This window comes from Streptomyces sp. JH34, from assembly GCF_029428875.1.
In the GTDB taxonomy this organism is placed as follows: Bacteria; Actinomycetota; Actinomycetes; order Streptomycetales; family Streptomycetaceae; genus Streptomyces.
Genome location: NZ_JAJSOO010000001.1, coordinates 3,852,858 through 3,869,369 on the forward strand (window position 1 = coordinate 3,852,858; position 16,512 = coordinate 3,869,369).

Consider the following 16,512-nt stretch of genomic DNA (forward strand, 5'->3'; position numbering starts at 1 on the left):
ATCTTCGCCCTCACCCGTGGCCTGAGGGAAGGGTGTGCGAATGATCGCGCCCTGCGCGATATCGGGACACTCCGGGCCCTTTTCCTTACCGGTAAGGGCGGCTGTCCCGAATTGGGAAACCGGTAAGGTGCGTGCATGACGGAGCGGATACCCGGTGAGGCGAGTGCGGAGCCGAAGGATTACGGAAGTACCAGTCTCATTCGCCTGAGCGAATTTCGCACGCTGTGGACGGCTTATGCGCAGTCGGTCCTGGGGGACCAGCTGGCGCGGGTGGCACTCTCCCTGCTGGTCTTCGAACGCACCGAGTCGGCCGGCTGGACCGCGGCGACCTACGCGCTGACGAGCCTGCCCGCCCTGCTGTCCGGAGTGCTGCTCTCCGGCCTCGCCGACCGCTTCCCCCGGCGTACGGTCATGATCGGGTGCGACCTGGTGCGCGCCGTCCTCGTGGGACTGATGGCCCTGCCCGGAACGCCCTTGCCGCTGCTGGCCGGGCTGCTGGTGCTGGCACAGCTCGCCGAGGCGCCCTTCGGGGCGTCGCAGGGTGCCCTGATGCCGGCCGTCCTCGGGGAGCGCCTGTACGAGCAGGGGCAGCGGGTCATGATGATCACGCACCAGGCCGGACAGCTGGTGGGTTTCGCCGCCGGCGGGGTGCTCGTCGTGTGGCTGGGCAGCCACCTCGCCCTGGGGCTCAACGCACTGACGTTCGTGATCTCAGCGGTCCTGATCAGGCTGGGAGTGAAGGCACGGCCGGTGGACGCGGACGCCGGCGCCGCGCCCAAGCGGATGCATACCCAGGTGGGGAAGGCCGCCGCGCTGATCTGGTCGGACCCCAGGCTGCGGTCGCTGGTGGCGCTCGGCTGGCTGGCCGGGTTCATCGTGCTGCCGGAGGGCCTCGCCGCCCCCTTCGCGGAGGAGGCCGGAGGAGGCGCCGCGTCGGTGGGGCTCCTGCTCGCAGCCCATCCCGCGGGCATGGTCCTGGGCGCTGCCCTTCTCGGGCGGCCGGGATTCGACGTCGAGCGGCGCAGACGGCTCCTCGGACCGCTCGCCGTGGGCGCGAACCTTCCACTGGTCGTCTACTGGGCCGGCCCCGGAGTGGGGGTGGCCCTGCTGGTGCTGGTGGTCTCGGGCATCTGTTCCGCGTACCAGATCACCGCGGGGTCGACCTTCGTCCTGCTCACCCCGGCCGGTCAGCGCGGTCAGGCACTGGGGCTGGCCAGGTCGGGGCTGACCGTCATGCAGGGCATCGGCGTCGCCGGGGGCGGCCTCGCGGCGGAGCTCTCAGGCTCCTCGACGCAGACGATCGGGGGGGCCGGACTCGTGGGAACGCTCTGCGCGGTCCTGGTCGCGGTTTCCTGGTCGCGGGCCCGGGGAACGAGCGCGGGGACGATTCCCCTGAGCGCGTAGGACTACCGGCCGCGATCGCGGCTAGTGTCGGAGCCAGGAAACCACGTGCGATCCACAGGAGTACCCAGCGATGTCTATCGACCCGTCCTCGATCCCCAACTTCGGGGGCCAGCCCGAACCGCAGGCGGCAGGACCCGAGGGCCCCGTGGTCCCCGACCAGGACCTCGTCAAGCAGCTTCTCGAGCAGATGGAGCTGAAGTTCGTCGTCGACGACGAGGGCGACCTCGCCGCGCCGTGGGAAGACTTCCGGACGTACTTCATGTTCCGCGGCGAGGAGGAGCAGCAGGTCTTCTCGGTCCGGACCTTCTACGACCGCCCCCACGACCTGGACCTGCGTCCCGTCCTGCTCGACGCGATCGACGACTGGAACCGCCGCACCCTGTGGCCCAAGGTCTACACCCACGCCCACGAGGGCGAGGAGGGTGTCGCGGGCTCCGTGCGGCTGGTCGGTGAGGCGCAGATGCTCATCGGCACCGGTGTCAGCCTGGAGCACTTCGTCTCCTCGACGGTCAGCTGGGTGCGGGCCTCGATCGAGTTCGACAAGTGGCTCGTGGAGCGCCTGGGCCTGGAGGTCTCCGACAAGGAGGCCGAGGGCGAGGCCCGCGACGGCGGTGCGGAGCAGACCCCGGACGCCTGATCCGGCGGAGAAGTGCGACGGAGGCCCGGGACAGGGCCCGGCCGGTGCGGCCGGGGTCCTGTCCCGGGCCTCCGCCGTGTGCGCTCAGACCGCCTTCAGGCCCTTGAGCCGGGACACGGCCTCGGTGAGTACCTCCGTGCGCTTGCAGAACGCGAAGCGCACGAAGGGCGCGCCCTGTTCGCGGTGGTCGTAGAAGACCGCGTTGGGGACGGCGACGACTCCGCATCGCTCGGGGAGCGCCCGGCAGAAGGCGAAGCCGTCCGTCTCGCCGAGCGGGCGGACGTCGGTGGTGACGAAGTACGTCCCGGCGGGGCGGTACACCTCGAATCCGGCCTCGGTGAGGCCCGCGCTCAGCAGGTCACGCTTGGCGCGCAGGTCCGTGCGCAGGTCGTCGAAGTAGCTGTCGGGCAGCCGCAGGGCGTCGGCGACGGCGTACTGGAAGGGCCCGCCGGAGACGTACGTCAGGAACTGTTTGGCGGAACGGACCGCGGTGACCAGCTCCGGGCTCGCGGTGATCCAGCCGATCTTCCAGCCCGTCAGTGAGAACGTCTTGCCGGCGCTGCTGATGGTGACCGTGCGCTCCCGCATGCCGGGGAAGGACGCGAGGGGGATGTGCTCGCCCTCGAAGACGAGGTGTTCGTAGACCTCGTCGGTGACGACGAGGAGGTCCCGCTCGCAGGCGAGTGCGGCGACGGCCGCCAGCTCGTCGCGGGTCAGCACGGTGCCGGTCGGGTTGTGCGGGGTGTTGAGCAGGATCAGCCGGGTGCGGGGTGTGACGGCGGCGCGCAGTTCGTCCAGATCGAGCCGGTAGGCGCCCTCGTGGGGCCGGAGCGTGACGGGGACGCGGGTGCCGCCGGCCATGGCGATGCAGGCGGCGTACGAGTCGTAGTACGGCTCCAGGGCGATGACCTCGTCGCCGGGCTCCAGGAGGGCCAGCAGGGAGGCGGCGACCGCCTCCGTGGCGCCCGTGGTGACCAGGACCTCGGCGTCGGGGTCGTACTCCAGCCCGTAGTGCCGCCGCTGGTGCTCCGTGATCGCGGAGCGCAGCTCGGGGACGCCGGGACCCGGCGGGTACTGGTTGCCGTGACCGGCGCGCAGGGCGCGGACCGCGGCCTCCCGGATCTCCTCGGGCCCGTCGGTGTCCGGGAAGCCCTGGCCGAGATTGATCGATCCGGTCCGCACGGCCAGCGCCGACATCTCCGCGAAGATCGTCGTGCCGAACTCGGTGAGGCGGCGGTTGAGAAGCGGTCGTCCGTGTGTCATGGGCGCCATCCTGTGCCGAAGCTCTGGAGTTGCTCAAGTCTGCTTTGGGCCCGGCGGGGCGCGGGAATCCAACGGCCAGTCAAGAAGCGGGGACCTCGCTTCGGGGGACAGAGGGATGTGAGGTCGATGGGGTTGTTCGTCTTCATCGTGTTTCTGGTGATCGTGGTGGTGGGGATCGCCGCACTGGCGTCGGGTGGCCGGAAGAAGCCGTCGGCCGGCCGTTCCGGGCGGGCGGGACGCCGAGGCTCGGACAGCGGCGGGGGAGGCGGAGGCGGCAGCTGGTGGGCCGGCGACAGCGGCGGTGGGGACGGCGGCGTCGGCGACTCCGGCGGGCACTCCTGCGGGGGCGGCAGCAGCTGCGGCGGAGGTGGCGGAGGCTGCGGTGGTGGTGGGGGCAACTGAGACCGTCCCCTCCTCGCGCGCGAAGGGGCGGGACGGGTGTGCATGAGGTGTCCGGTGGGATCCAACTCCCGCCGGACACCTTTTTGTTGGGAGCGAGGGAACAGGTGAACCGTCCTGCCCCCTGAGGGATGGAAACCACGGCAAGTTGGGTAAAAACGCTGTGAGCGCGACGTACTTCGTGATTGCATCGATGTGGAGAACATTCAGCCCCCGGGCCCGAGTTGGGCCGGATAGGGCACCCTCTCCCCGCGTGTCCCGCACGGGGTTGCCTCCTGTCCATGTGTCCCTGTGCGCTTTGCGGAGCCCATCCATGCTCACGACCCTCCAGACCGCCTACTCCGACACCCGAGCCGCCGATCTCGCATGGACGCTCGGGCGGGAGCCGCTGCCCGCCCTCGCTGTACTCGACCTCGAACTCGCGGGCGCAAAAGTCCAGTTGAGGCTGCTCGGCGCCTCCCACCAGGTGCTGCTGGAGGAGGAGCGCCGGACCTGCTCCGAGACCGTCGCCTGCATGCCGGGCAGCAGCACGCCGCTGCCGCTGGGGGTCGCCGAGAGCGTGGGTGACTGGGACTACGAGTTCGCGGCGCGCGTCGAGACGCTCTCGGAGGGCTCGTTCGCCGGGCGCGCGCAGGAGTTGCTCGCGCTCGTGGCCGACCATCCGCACGGACTGGCGGGGACGTTTCCCGGCAGTCCGTACGCCTTCACCGCGATGCTCGCGCAGCGGGCGCAGGGCGAGGTGTGCTGGCGTACCTGGCACGCGTATCCGCAGGAAGGGCAGTTGGTGATCACCCGGACCAGGGTGGGGGCGCGGATCCCCGCAGGGGTGTCGTGACGGGAGTGCGCGACCTCCTCCGGGTGGTGCGCGCCGGGTCCGATGCGCGTCACTTGCACCCTTGTGGGTGACAAGCGGCGACGTGCCGGTCACGTAGCGTTCTTTTCATGATCGACCAGCAGACGCCGCTGCGAGGGGGCGCGCCACGCCTTCCCGTCCGGCCGAGGACCGGCAGGTTCCTCGTGCTGGCCGTGGTCTTCGTCTGTGCCGCCTGCGGTCTGGTGTACGAGCTGGAACTGGTCGCTCTGGCCTCGTACCTGATCGGTGACTCGGTCACTCAGGCCTCGGTCGTGCTGTCCGTGATGGTGTTCGCGATGGGCATCGGGTCCCTGCTCGCGAAACGTTTACGTACCCGGGCCGCCGTGGGGTTCGGCCTGCTCGAAGCGGCTCTCGCGCTCGTCGGCGGTTCGTCGGCGCTCATCCTGTACGCCTCCTTCGCCTGGCTCGGCGAGTCGCGCTACGCGCTGGTGGGGTTCTCGCTCGTGATCGGGGTCCTGATCGGCGCGGAGATCCCGTTGCTGATGACGCTGATCCAGCGGGTGGACCGGCAGGACGCGGGCGGGGCGGTGGCAGACCTCTTCGCCGCCGACTACGTGGGCGCGCTGGTGGGCGGGCTGGCCTTCCCGTTCCTCCTGCTGCCGATGATGGGGCAGCTGACCGGGGCGCTGTTCACCGGTGCGGTCAACGCGGCGGCGGGCCTGGCCCTGGTGCTCTGGGTGTTCCGTCGCGACCTGAACCCGCGCTCACGCCTGCTGCTCGTCGTCGTGAACGGCGCGGTGATCGCCCTGCTGGCCACGGCCTCCGTCCTGGTCGACGACTTCGAGCGGGCGGCGCGGCGCGCGGTGTACGGGAACGAGGTGCGGGTCGCCGTGCAGACGGATCTGCAGGAGATCGTCCTCACCGGCCCGGGGAGCGGCGCTCTGGACCTCTACCTGGACGGGCGGCTCCGGGTCAGCTCGCGGGACGAGTACCGCTTCCACGAGGCGCTCGTGCATCCGGCGATGAAGGGGGCCCACCGGCGGGTGCTGATCCTGGGCGGGGGCGACGGACTGGCCGCCCGTGAAGTGCTGCGCTATCCGGACGTCACGTCCGTCGTGCTGGTCGAGCTCGATCCGGCCGTCACCCGGTTGGCCCGGACGGATCCGGCGCTCTCCCGGCTGAACGGGCACGCGTTCGGTGACCCCCGGCTGAGGACGGTCTCCGGGGACGCCTTCACCTGGCTGCGGACGGCCCACGACCGCTACGACGTGGTGATCTCGGACCTTCCCGACCCGGGGATCACGGCGAGCACGAAGCTCTACTCGGCCGAGTTCTACGGCCTGGTCGCCGGGGCGCTGGATCCGGACGGCCGGCTGGTGGTGCACGCGGGGCCGCCGGGCAGCAGACCGACGACGTTCTGGACGGTGGAGGCGTCGGTACGGGCGGGCGGACTGGCGACCAGGCCGTACGGCGTCGGCGGGCGCCTCACCGGATTCGCCGCCGGCCCGGGCCGGGTCAGGGACGGGGCGGACGCGCCGCGTGACTGGGGATTCGTCCTCGCCGCCCGCAGGACGGTGGGCCGGCTCGGCATGGATCCGGGGGCGCCCGCCCTGCGGACGCTGGGGGAGCGGGAGCTGCTGGCCGGCCGGCGTGCCGTGGAGAAGGTCCGGCAGCGCGGGGTCCTTCCGTCGACACTGGTCCACCCGCGGTACTGATACCGGCCCCCGCGGTGCGGACGAGGAACCTCGGAGCGGCTGGGTCCGTGCGGTACGCACGGTGCAGGGGGTGTGGAAGCGCTGACGGGACCGCCGGGGCTGAGTAGGCTCGGGCGGTATGGAGCATGAGGTGTTCGTTCCGGTTCCGGTCCCGGCCCTGCGGCGGACGCTGGCCGATCCCGCCCGCGTCGCGCGCTGCGTGCCGGGGTTCCAGCAGGACGCCGAGTCGTCGGCGGGCCCGTTGGCGGGCCGGCTGAAGTTCCGGGCCGACGGCCACACGATCACGTATCGCGGGGCACTGACGCTGCGGCCGTCCGGCGGTGGTGGCTCCTTCTCCGTGAGCGGGGAGGGGGCGGAGGCACGGGGCGGGGGCGCGGCGAAGCTGGCGCTGACCATCGGCCTCACGGAGACGGACGGCGGAACGACGATCGGATACAGCGGCACGGCGAGCGGTGACGGCCGCATCGTGGACCTGGACGCGTCGGCGGCACTCACCGCCGCGCAGCGGCTGCTGGACCGATTCACGCAGCAGTTGGTGACGGAGTCCCTCTCGACACAGGCCGGCCCCCCGGAGCCCGGCGCGGGGGGATCCGGCGCCGCTGAGTCCAGGCCGCCGGCGGCCGGTGACGCCGAAGCGCCGGCTTCCGGGGAGCGGTCCCCCGACGGTCCCGAGCCGTCGGCGTCCGGGGACGAGATCCCCGGGGACGAGATCTCCGGGGACGAGAACTCCGGAGCCGCGGAGTTCAGGTCCGAGGAGTCCGGGGACAAGAAGTCCGGGGACGAGAAGTCCGGGGCCAGGGAGCCCGCGGACCGGGAGTCCGTGTTCGACGCGCCCGTGCCGCCCCCGCCGCTCGACCCTTCCGCCGAAATGGAGTTCACCGTGCCGGACGAGCCGCCCGCCGAGGCCGCCCATGCCCGCCGCACCATGATCGGTCGCAGCACGGAGGAGGTCGACCACGCCCCGCCGCGCGGCCGGTACGCCCCCGTGCCCTCGCCGGAGTCCGGTGCCGCCGGTATCACCCTGCGCTGGGCCGCCCCGGCCGCCGCCCTGGCGATCGCCTCCGCCGTGGTGGTGGGCAGGGCCCTGCGACGCAGGAGGCCGTAGAGGAACGCCCCGCGCCAGTAGTGTCGGGGGGTGAGCAGAGTTGTGAAGAACGCCCGGCTGACCGCCGGCGACGTCGAATTGACCGTTGACCCCGTCCACGGCTGCCGGATCAGCAGCCTGCGGATCGGGGGAACCGAACTGCTTCGCCAGGGGGAGCGGTACGGCTGCTTCCCCATGGTGCCCTGGTGCGGTCGCACCGAGAACGGCCGGTTCCGCAGTGGCGGCGCGGTGCATCAGATGCCGCTGAACTCCCCGCCGCACGCCATCCACGGCACCGGCCGCGACACCTCCTGGAAGCAGGCCCGGCAGGGCGAGTCGGAAGCGGCCTTCTTCTACGATCTGGCCGACCCGTGGCCGTACGAGGGCCGGGTGACGCAGTCCTTCGAGCTGACCGGGGAATCGCTGACGCTGAGCCTCGGCATCGAGACCTACGGCGACTCCTTCCCCGCGCAGGCCGGGTGGCACCCCTGGTTCCTCCGGAACCTCGGCGGCCAGGACGTGCGGATGGCCTTCGACGCGGAGTGGCAGGAGGAGCGCGGCGACGACCACCTGCCGACCGGCCGCCGGATCGACCCGCTGCCCGGCCCGTGGGACGACTGCTTCGGAATGCCCGCGGGCGTCGACGTGAAGCTCACCTGGCCCGAACAGCTGGAGCTGACCGTGAAGAGCCGGGACGAGTGGGTGGTGATCTACGACGAGCAGGCGGAGGCGGTCTGCGTCGAGCCGCAGTCCGGGCCGCCGAACGGGCTGAACACCGCCCCCCGGCTCGTCACCCCGATCGAGCCCCTGGAGATCACGACGACCTGGAGCTGGGCACGGCTCTGACCCTCCACAGCAGCGCTTACCCTCGTTGACATGACTGACGTACGCGCTGAGCTGCTCCAGCAGATCAAGGACAAGGCCGTGGTGCACGGCAAGGTGACCCTCTCCTCGGGTCTGGAAGCCGACTGGTACATCGACCTGCGCCGGATCACGCTGGACGGCAAGGCCGCGCCGCTGGTCGGACAGGTGATGCTCGACGCCACCGCCGAGCTGGACTACGACTGCGTCGGCGGCCTGACGCTGGGCGCCGACCCGGTGGCCACCTCGATGCTGCACGCCTCGGCGGCGCGCGGGGAGGACCTCGACGCGTTCGTCGTCCGCAAGGCCCAGAAGGCACACGGGATGCAGCGCCGCATCGAGGGCACGGACGTCAAGGGCCGCCGCTGCCTCGTCGTCGAGGACACCTCGACGACCGGTGGCTCGCCGCTGACCGCGGTCGAGGCGGTGCGCGAGGCGGGCGGTGACGTCGTGGCCGTCGCCGTGATCGTGGAGCGCGGTGCCGCCCCGGCGATCGCCGAGGCCGGTCTGCCGTACGTCCACGTCTACTCCGTGGCGGACCTCGACCTGGCCTGACCTGGTGCTTCCCCGGAGAGCCCCCCGTTTCACGTGAAACGGGGGGCTCTACCCGACGGTCAGCGTGGAGCCGAAGCGAGAGTCTGGGAAGATGAGGGCGACGATGACGTCGCCCCCAGGTCAGGGACCCAAGCCTGAACACCCGCACATCCCAAGGAGCGGACAGATGCCCATCGCAACCCCCGAGGTCTACGCCGAGATGCTCGACCGGGCGAAGGCAGGCAAGTTCGCCTACCCGGCCATCAATGTGACGTCGACCCAGACCCTGCACGCTGCGCTGCGCGGCTTCGCGGAGGCGGAGAGCGACGGCATCGTCCAGATCTCCACCGGTGGTGCCGAATTCCTGGGCGGCCAGTACAACAAGGACATGGTGACGGGCGCCGTAGCCCTCGCCGAGTTCGCGCACATCGTCGCCGCCAAGTACGACATCACGGTCGCGCTGCACACCGACCACTGCCCCAAGGACAAGCTGGACGGTTACGTACGTCCGCTGCTCGACGTCTCCGCCGAGCGCGTCGCCAAGGGTCTGAACCCGCTGTTCCAGTCGCACATGTGGGACGGCTCGGCCGAGACCCTCGCCGACAACCTGTCGATCGGCCAGGAACTGCTGGCCAAGGCCGCCGCCGCCAAGATCATCCTCGAGGTCGAGATCACCCCGACCGGTGGCGAGGAGGACGGCGTCACGCACGAGATCAACGACGAGCTGTACACGACCGTCGACGACGCGCTGCGCACCGCCGAGGCCCTGGGCCTGGGCGAGAAGGGCCGCTACCTGCTGGCAGCGTCCTTCGGCAACGTCCACGGCGTCTACAAGCCGGGCAACGTCGTCCTGCGTCCGGAGCTCCTCAAGGACCTGCAGGAGGGCGTCTCCTCCAAGTACGGCAAGCCCGCCGGCAGCCAGCCGTTCGACTTCGTCTTCCACGGCGGCTCGGGCTCCACGGCCGAGGAGATCGCCACCGCGCTGGAGAACGGTGTCGTGAAGATGAACCTCGACACCGACACCCAGTACGCCTTCACCCGCCCGATCGTGGACCACGTGTTCCGCAACTACGACGGCGTGCTGAAGGTCGACGGCGAGGTCGGCAACAAGAAGGTCTACGACCCGCGCAGCTGGGGCAAGTCCGCCGAGGGCGGCATGGCCGTGCGTGTCACGGAGGCCTGCGCCAACCTGCGTTCCGCCGGCACCAAGCTGAAGTAAGTACGTCACGGACGTACGGCGGGCCCGGTCTCCCTTCGGGGAACCGGGCCCGACCCATGTCCGACGGAACATGTCCGAGGGGCATGTCCGAGGGAGTGAGGGAACCGCTGTGAGCACGTCTGCGCGCTACGACTTCGACACCGTCATCGACCGCCGGGGCACCTGGTGTGTCCAGTGGGACGGCGTCGCGGACCGCTTCGGGGTCGACGGGCTGCTGCCCTTCACCATCTCCGACATGGATTTCGAGACCGCGCCCGAGGTCCTGGCCGCGCTGCGTGCCCGCCTGGACCACGGAGTGCTCGGCTACACCACCTGGCAGCAGGACGACTTCCTGTCGGCCGTGGCCCACTGGTACGGGACCCGGTACGGCACGGGTCTCGACACCGGCCGGCTGGTCTACGGCCCGTCCGTGCTCAGCCAGCTCTCGCAGCTGCTGCAGATGTGGACGTCCGAGGGTGAGGGCGTGGTCGTCCACACTCCGACGTACGACGGTTTCCGCAAGGCGGTCCTGGGGCTCGGGCGGGAGCTGCGGGGTGTGCCGGTGGGGGACACCGCGGCCCTGGAACGCGAGCTGGCACGGGCCGACTCGAAGGTGCTGGTGCTGTGCTCGCCGCACAACCCGACGGGGCGGGTGTGGACGGAGACCGAGCTCCGGGAGATGGCGGAGCTGGCCCGTCGCCACGGTGTGGCCGTGGTCAGCGACGAGATCCACGCGGACTTCGTCCACGAAGGGCACGTGCACGTCCCGTACGCCCGGATCGCCGACGCGGCCGGTGAGGAGAACGGTGGAAGTGGGGCCGGCGGGCGCTGGGCGGTCATCACCTCCGCGTCGAAGTCCTTCAACTTCCCGGCGCTGACCGGTTCGTACGGGATCGTCGGCGACCCCGCCGACCGCGCGGAGTATCTGCGCCGTATGGAGACGGCCGAAGGGCTCGCCTCGCCCGCGGTGCTGTCGCTGACCGCCCACATCGCGGCGTACCGCGAGGGCGCGGCCTGGCTGGACGCGGTCCGCGCGTACGTCACGGGGAATCTGGCGATGGTCGCGGAGCGGCTGGGCGCGGAGTTTCCCGAGCTGGCGTGGGTCCCGCCGCAGGCCGGCTATCTGGCCTGGATCGACCTGCGTCCACTGGGTGTGGACGACGAGGCGCTGCAGCGGGTGCTGATCGAGCGGGAGAAGGTCGCGATCATGCCGGGCTCGGTGTACGGGGCGCCCGGATTCCTGCGGCTCAACGTGGGGTGCCCGCGGAGCAAGGCCGCGGCGGGGGTGTCGGCCCTGGTGCGGGGGCTGAGGGCGGTGAGGGCGTAGGCGGGAGCCGCGCGGCCCGCCGCTCCAGGTCGGGGTGGGCTGTTTCAGCCACCGGGTGAGCGCGGTGGATGGCTCTCGGGCCCGGCAGCGATGATGCTGCTCGTATGACTGACGTGAACGGCACGGACGGCACGGACGGGGGCGGGATCCGGGTCGCCTCGCCCGTGGGGCGCTGGGTCGTCCTGACCACCGTGCTCGGGTCGAGCATGGCCCTGCTCGACTCCACGGTCATCAACGTGGCCCTCCCCCGCATCGGACAGGACCTCGGTACCGATCTGGCCGCCCTGCAGTGGACCGTCAACGCGTACATGCTCACCCTGGCGGGGCTGATCCTGCTCGGGGGCGCGCTCGGGGACCGGTTCGGGCGGCGTCGGGTGTTCGTCGTCGGGGTGGTCTGGTTCGCCGCCGCCTCGCTGCTGTGCGGGATCGCGCCGAACGCGGAGGTACTCGTGGCCTCGCGGGCGTTGCAGGGGGTCGGAGGCGCGCTGCTCACCCCCGGATCGCTGGCCATCATCCAGGCGAGCTTCCATCCCGACGACCGGGCCCGCGCCGTGGGGCTCTGGTCCGGCCTCGGCGGGGTGGGGGCGGCCGTCGGGCCCTTCCTCGGGGGGTGGCTGGTGGACGGGCCGGGGTGGCGGTGGGTGTTCCTGCTCAATCTGCCGCTCGCCGCCGTCTGCGTTCCCGTCGCCCTGCGCCACGTACCGGAATCCAGGGACCCGGACGCCCATGGCCGCTTCGACGTCCTCGGCGCCGCCCTCGCGGCGCTCGCACTGGCCCTGGTCACCTACGCGCTGATCGAGGTGCCGGAGCAGGGCGCGTCCGTCCTGGTGATCGGAGCGGCGCTCGGCGGCGTGGTCCTGGGAGCGGCCTTCGTGCGGGTGGAGCGGCGCAGGACGGCCCCCATGGTGCCGCCCTCGATCTTCGCGTCGCGGCAGTTCACCGCCGTCAACATCGTGACGTTCTGCGTGTACGCGGCCCTCGGCGGGTTCTTCTTCCTGTCCGCGATCCAGCTCCAGGTGGTCGCCGGCTACTCGGCGCTCGGCGCGGGCACCGCGCTCCTGCCCACCACGGTGCTGATGCTGCTCTTCTCCGCGTCGGCCGGGGACCTCGGCCGACGCATCGGACCGAGGATCCCCCTCACCGTCGGCCCGCTGCTGGCGGCCGCCGGGATGCTGCTGATGCTGCGGGTCGGCCCCGGCGCCTCCTACCTCATGGACGTCCTGCCCGCCGTGCTGGTGCTGGGTGTCGGCATGGTCACCCTGGTGGCCCCGCTCACCGCGACGGTGCTGGCCGCCGTGGACACCGGGCGGGCCGGGCTCGCCAGCGGCATCAACAACGCGGCGGCGCGGGCCGCCGGGCTGCTCGCGGTGGCCGCGCTCCCCCTGCTGGCCGGGATGGGGCCGGAGGCCTACCGCGACGCGGGGGAGTTCGCCTCGACGTTCCGGCGGGCCATGCCGATGTGCGCCGGTCTGCTGGTGGCGGGCTCGGTGATCGCCTGGTGGGCCGTGCGGGCGTCTCCCGTGTCCCGGCCGGAACCCCGGCCGGCGTGTTCGACGCACTGCGGGGTCACGGCCCCGCCCTTGGAGCCGGAACCCGGGTCCGGGCACACTTGAGCCATGTCCATCCACGAGAACCTGCTCGGGGGCCCTGCCCCGACCCACCTGCCCGACGACCCGGAGCCGCGTGAGCTGCTCGCCGGCGGTACGGCGCCCGCCGATGTCGCGGCGAAGTACCCCACCTCCTCGCTGGCCTGGGCGCAGCTCGCCGACGAGGCGTACGAGGGCGGCCGGGTCGTCGAGTCCTACGCCTACGCGCGCACCGGCTACCACCGCGGCCTCGACGCCCTGCGCCGCGCGGGCTGGAAGGGCCACGGCCCCGTTCCGTTCGAGCACGAGCCGAACCGGGGCTTCCTGCGTGCCCTGCACGCCCTCGCGCGCGCCGCGCAGGCGATCGGTGAGCAGGAGGAGTACGAGCGCTGCTCGACGTTCCTGCGCGACTCCTCGCAGACCGCCGCCGACATCCTGGGCTGAGGCAAAGCCGGCCTTCCGGGCCCCGCGGGCAGCAGCCCGCGGGGCCCGACGCGTTCCGCGGAAGGCCGTTAGGATGCCGAGCAGGGGACCGGAGCTCCACCCACCCTTGGAGGAAGGGGCGGACCGCTACCCGGAAGCTCGTGTCGAGGAGACAGCGATGTCTACGATCCACCCCGACCCCGAAGCCACCGGTGCGGACACCCCGCACCTGGACTTCGCGGGAACGACGCCGTACGAGGACTACGTCCAGGCGGATGTCCTGACCCACCTCCAGCACCTGCGCTCGGACGATCCCGGCGAGATGGTCTTCCTGGTCACCACCCAGGTCATGGAGCTGTGGTTCACGGTCATCGTCCATGAGTGGGAGACGGCGGCGCACGCCCTGCGCGAGGACCGCGTACCCGTCGCCCGCGACGCCCTGAAGCGCTCGCTGCGCGAGCTGGAGGCGCTGAACGCGTCCTGGAAGCCGCTCGCCGGCCTCACCCCCGCCCAGTTCAACTCCTACAGGGGATCTCTCGGCGAGGGATCCGGCTTCCAGTCGGCGATGTACCGCCGGATGGAGTTCCTGCTGGGCGACAAGTCCGCCTCCATGCTCGTGCCGCACCGGGGAGCGCCCCGGGTCCACGCCGAGCTGGAGAAGGCGCTCCACGAGCCCGGTCTGTACGACGAGACGCTCGCCCTGCTGGCCCGGCGCGGATACGCGGTGCCCCGGTCGGTGCTGGAGCGCGACCTGGCGCAGAAGTACGAGCCGTCCCCGGCGGTCGAGGCCGTCTGGGCGGAGATCTACGCCGACGCCGACCAGAACGCCGAGCTCGTGAGGCTCGGCGAGGTGCTGACCGATGTCGGTGAGCTCGTCTGGCGCTGGCGCAACGACCACCTGACCGCCACCCGGCGGGCGATGGGGTCGAAGACCGGCACCGGCGGATCGGCCGGGGTCGCCTGGCTGGAGAAGCGGGCGACGAAGAGTGTGTTCCCCGAGCTCTGGACGGCGCGCAGCCATGTCTGACTTCAAGGAGCGCGCCGAGGCGCTCGACTCCGCCGACGGCCTCGCCGCACTGCGCGAGCTGTTCACCCTCGACGACTCCGTCTATCTCGACGGCAACTCGCTGGGCGCGCTGCCCCGCCACGTCCCCGCGCGCATGCAGGACGTCATCACCCGTGAGTGGGGCTCCCTGCGCATCCGCTCCTGGGACGAGAGCGGCTGGTGGACCGCGCCCGAGCGGATCGGCGACCGGATCGCCCCGCTGGTCGGTGCGGGTGCCGGACAGATCGTGGTGGGCGACTCCACCAGCGTCAACGTCTTCAAGGCCGTGGTGGCCGCGAGCCGCCTCGCGGGCGACGGCCGGGACGAGATCCTGGTCGACGCGACGACGTTCCCCACGGACGGGTACATCGCCGGGTCGGCAGCCCGGATGACGGGCCGGCGCGTCGTCCCTGTCGACCCGGCCGATGTGCGAGGCGCGCTCGGCCCCCGTACGGCGGTCGTGCTCCTGAACCACGTCGACTTCCGTACGGGCAGGCTGCATGACCTGCCCGGTCTCACCGCCGCCGTCCACGAGGCGGGTGCGCTCGCCGTCTGGGACCTGTGCCACAGCGCCGGTGCCCTGCCGGTGGGCCTCGACGAGCACGGCGTCGACCTGGCCGTCGGCTGCACGTACAAGTACCTCAACGGCGGCCCCGGCTCGCCCGCCTACCTGTACGTCGCCGAGCGCCACCAGGCGGTGTTCGACTCGCCTCTGCCCGGATGGACCTCGCACGCCGACCCGTTCGCGATGGCCTCCGGGTACGCCCCCGCGGACGGGTCCGTACGGGGCCGGGTCGGCACCCCGGACATCCTGTCCATGCTGGCCCTGGAGGCGGCGCTGGACGTCTGGGACGGGGTGTCGGTGGACGCCGTGCGGGCCAAGTCCCTGGCGCTGACGGACTTCTTCCTGGAGTGCGTCGCCGCCTACGTCCCCGAGGGCCGGGTCACGCCGGTCACCCCGGCGGCCCACGCGGAGCGCGGCAGCCAGGTCTCGCTGCTGTGCGAGGACGCGGACGAGACGGAAGCGGTGATGCGCGCGCTCATCGAGCGCGGTGTGGTCGGAGACCTGCGCCGGCCGGACGTCCTGCGCTTCGGCTTCACCCCGCTGTACGTCGGTTTCGCCGACGCGGAACGGGCGGCGCGGATCCTCGCCGAGGTGCTGGCGGTCTGAGCGTCCGCCGCCGTACCGGTCCATGATCCGGGCCGGTACGGCGGCGGTGTTCGGTACTGGTACCGTCCCCGCAGGTCAGTCAAGTCGGGCACGGGCCAGGACGGTTGGAGCAGCATGTCGGATTCTGCCGCGCGTGGCCGCGACGCCGCCGAGACCGAGTCGGCGTTCTCGCATCCGGTGGTCGCTCCCGACGGGTCCGCGGCCTACGGGAGCCACCCCGACCAGGTGATCGACTTCTTCGCGCCGAGGGACGGCCGGACCGGCGTGCCGCTCGTGGTGCTCCTGCACGGCGGGGCCTGGCGGGCGCCGTACGACCGGCAGCACGTGTCGCCGTTCGCCGACTTCCTCGCGCGGCGCGGCTTCGCCGTGGCCAGCGTCGAGTACCGGCGCGGCGGTGAGTTTCCCCGGCAGGGCACGACGGGCCCGGTCGCGGGGCGATGGCCCGAGACCTTCGACGACGTGGCTGCGGCGATGGACGCCCTGCCGGCACTGGCCGCCCGGGAGCTGCCGGCGGCGGATCCGCGCAAGACCGTGGTCACCGGGCACTCGGCGGGTGGGCAGCTCGCCCTGTGGGCGGCCGCCCGGCACGTCCTGCCGAAGGGTTCCCCGTGGCGGCTGCCCTCGGCACCCGCGCTGCGCGGGGTGGTCGCGCTGGCGCCGATCGGTGACTTCGCGAGCGCGGTGGAGCTGGACGTCTGCTCGGGCGCGCTGCACCAGCTCCTCGGCGCGGACGACTTCGAGGCGCGGAGCGCGCACGTCGATCCGGCTCTGCTGCTGCCGACCGGGATCGCCACGGCCGTCGTCCAGGGCGTGGAGGACACCACGGTCCCGCAGGCCGTCACGGAGGCGTTCGTGGACGCCGCCGCGAAGGCAGGCGAGATGGTGGGCCTGACGCTGCTGGACGGGGTCGGCCACTTCCCGCTGATCGATCCGGCGGCGGACGCCTGCGCGGTGGTGGCCGAGGAGATCGCCCAGCTGGCCTGGTAGTACTTGCGACGGACGGCGAAGGATCCGCTTCACTGCTGACGACCGGGGCGGGCGGGGCCCCTAC

Annotated in this window: 16 protein-coding genes; 15 read left to right on the forward strand and 1 reads right to left on the reverse strand. The window is 71.9% G+C overall.

Annotated features, from left to right (window positions below):
- The first annotated feature begins 135 nt into the window (after positions 1-135).
- Both LWJ43_RS17150 and LWJ43_RS17155 read left to right on the forward strand, forming a co-directional pair.
- Positions 136-1,404: an MFS transporter gene (locus LWJ43_RS17150; RefSeq protein WP_277333111.1), complete on the forward strand. Its 1,269-nt coding sequence runs from the start codon at positions 136-138 to the stop codon at positions 1,402-1,404.
- Positions 1,405-1,474: 70 nt separating this feature from the next.
- On the forward strand, positions 1,475-2,041 hold the full coding sequence (locus tag LWJ43_RS17155) for a YbjN domain-containing protein (RefSeq protein ID WP_277333112.1): 567 nt from the start codon (positions 1,475-1,477) through the stop codon (positions 2,039-2,041).
- 84 nt (positions 2,042-2,125) lie between these two features.
- On the opposite strand, the gene LWJ43_RS17160 is transcribed toward LWJ43_RS17155, so the two are convergent.
- Positions 2,126-3,304: a pyridoxal phosphate-dependent aminotransferase gene (locus LWJ43_RS17160; protein WP_277333113.1), complete on the reverse strand. Its 1,179-nt coding sequence runs from the start codon at positions 3,302-3,304 to the stop codon at positions 2,126-2,128.
- Between the two features lie 126 nt (positions 3,305-3,430).
- Here LWJ43_RS17160 and LWJ43_RS17165 point away from each other — a divergent pair, with 126 nt between their 5' ends.
- The 13 genes from LWJ43_RS17165 to LWJ43_RS17225 all read left to right on the forward strand — a co-directional run bounded on the left by LWJ43_RS17165 (position 3,431) and on the right by LWJ43_RS17225 (position 16,448).
- Entirely contained in the window at positions 3,431-3,706 is a 276-nt protein-coding gene (locus LWJ43_RS17165; protein WP_277333114.1) for a hypothetical protein, read from the forward strand.
- Between the two features lie 310 nt (positions 3,707-4,016).
- Positions 4,017-4,538 (forward strand): DUF2617 family protein, encoded by a 522-nt coding sequence (locus tag LWJ43_RS17170; protein ID WP_277333115.1) that lies wholly within the window; start codon positions 4,017-4,019, stop codon positions 4,536-4,538.
- A 107-nt stretch (positions 4,539-4,645) separates the two neighbouring features.
- Positions 4,646-6,232 carry a polyamine aminopropyltransferase gene (locus LWJ43_RS17175; RefSeq protein WP_277333116.1) on the forward strand — a complete coding sequence of 529 codons (1,587 nt, stop codon included), beginning with the start codon at positions 4,646-4,648 and terminating at the stop codon, positions 6,230-6,232.
- Positions 6,233-6,350: 118 nt separating this feature from the next.
- Positions 6,351-7,337, forward strand: coding sequence for an SRPBCC domain-containing protein (locus LWJ43_RS17180; RefSeq protein WP_277333117.1), 987 nt, complete (start codon positions 6,351-6,353; stop codon positions 7,335-7,337).
- Positions 7,338-7,367: 30 nt separating this feature from the next.
- Positions 7,368-8,162 (forward strand): aldose epimerase family protein, encoded by a 795-nt coding sequence (locus LWJ43_RS17185; RefSeq protein WP_277333118.1) that lies wholly within the window; start codon positions 7,368-7,370, stop codon positions 8,160-8,162.
- A 30-nt stretch (positions 8,163-8,192) separates the two neighbouring features.
- On the forward strand, positions 8,193-8,732 hold the full coding sequence (gene pyrE / locus LWJ43_RS17190; RefSeq protein WP_277333119.1) for an orotate phosphoribosyltransferase: 540 nt from the start codon (positions 8,193-8,195) through the stop codon (positions 8,730-8,732).
- 166 nt (positions 8,733-8,898) lie between these two features.
- Complete coding sequence (fbaA, locus tag LWJ43_RS17195; protein WP_277333120.1) at positions 8,899-9,930, forward strand: class II fructose-bisphosphate aldolase; 1,032 nt, start codon at positions 8,899-8,901, stop codon at positions 9,928-9,930.
- A 70-nt stretch (positions 9,931-10,000) separates the two neighbouring features.
- On the forward strand, positions 10,001-11,236 hold the full coding sequence (locus LWJ43_RS17200; RefSeq protein ID WP_277333121.1) for a MalY/PatB family protein: 1,236 nt from the start codon (positions 10,001-10,003) through the stop codon (positions 11,234-11,236).
- Positions 11,237-11,340: 104 nt separating this feature from the next.
- On the forward strand, positions 11,341-12,849 hold the full coding sequence (locus tag LWJ43_RS17205; RefSeq protein ID WP_277333122.1) for a DHA2 family efflux MFS transporter permease subunit: 1,509 nt from the start codon (positions 11,341-11,343) through the stop codon (positions 12,847-12,849).
- 3 nt (positions 12,850-12,852) lie between these two features.
- Positions 12,853-13,266 carry a DUF3151 domain-containing protein gene (locus LWJ43_RS17210; RefSeq protein ID WP_277333123.1) on the forward strand — a complete coding sequence of 138 codons (414 nt, stop codon included), beginning with the start codon at positions 12,853-12,855 and terminating at the stop codon, positions 13,264-13,266.
- 157 nt (positions 13,267-13,423) lie between these two features.
- Positions 13,424-14,272 carry a tryptophan 2,3-dioxygenase family protein gene (locus tag LWJ43_RS17215; RefSeq protein ID WP_277333124.1) on the forward strand — a complete coding sequence of 283 codons (849 nt, stop codon included), beginning with the start codon at positions 13,424-13,426 and terminating at the stop codon, positions 14,270-14,272.
- Complete coding sequence (gene kynU, locus LWJ43_RS17220) at positions 14,265-15,461, forward strand: kynureninase (RefSeq protein WP_277333125.1); 1,197 nt, start codon at positions 14,265-14,267, stop codon at positions 15,459-15,461. The genes LWJ43_RS17215 and kynU overlap by 8 nt, the downstream gene beginning before the upstream one ends.
- 114 nt (positions 15,462-15,575) lie before the next feature.
- Entirely contained in the window at positions 15,576-16,448 is an 873-nt protein-coding gene (locus LWJ43_RS17225; protein WP_277333126.1) for an alpha/beta hydrolase, read from the forward strand.
- The last annotated feature ends 64 nt before the right edge of the window (positions 16,449-16,512 follow it).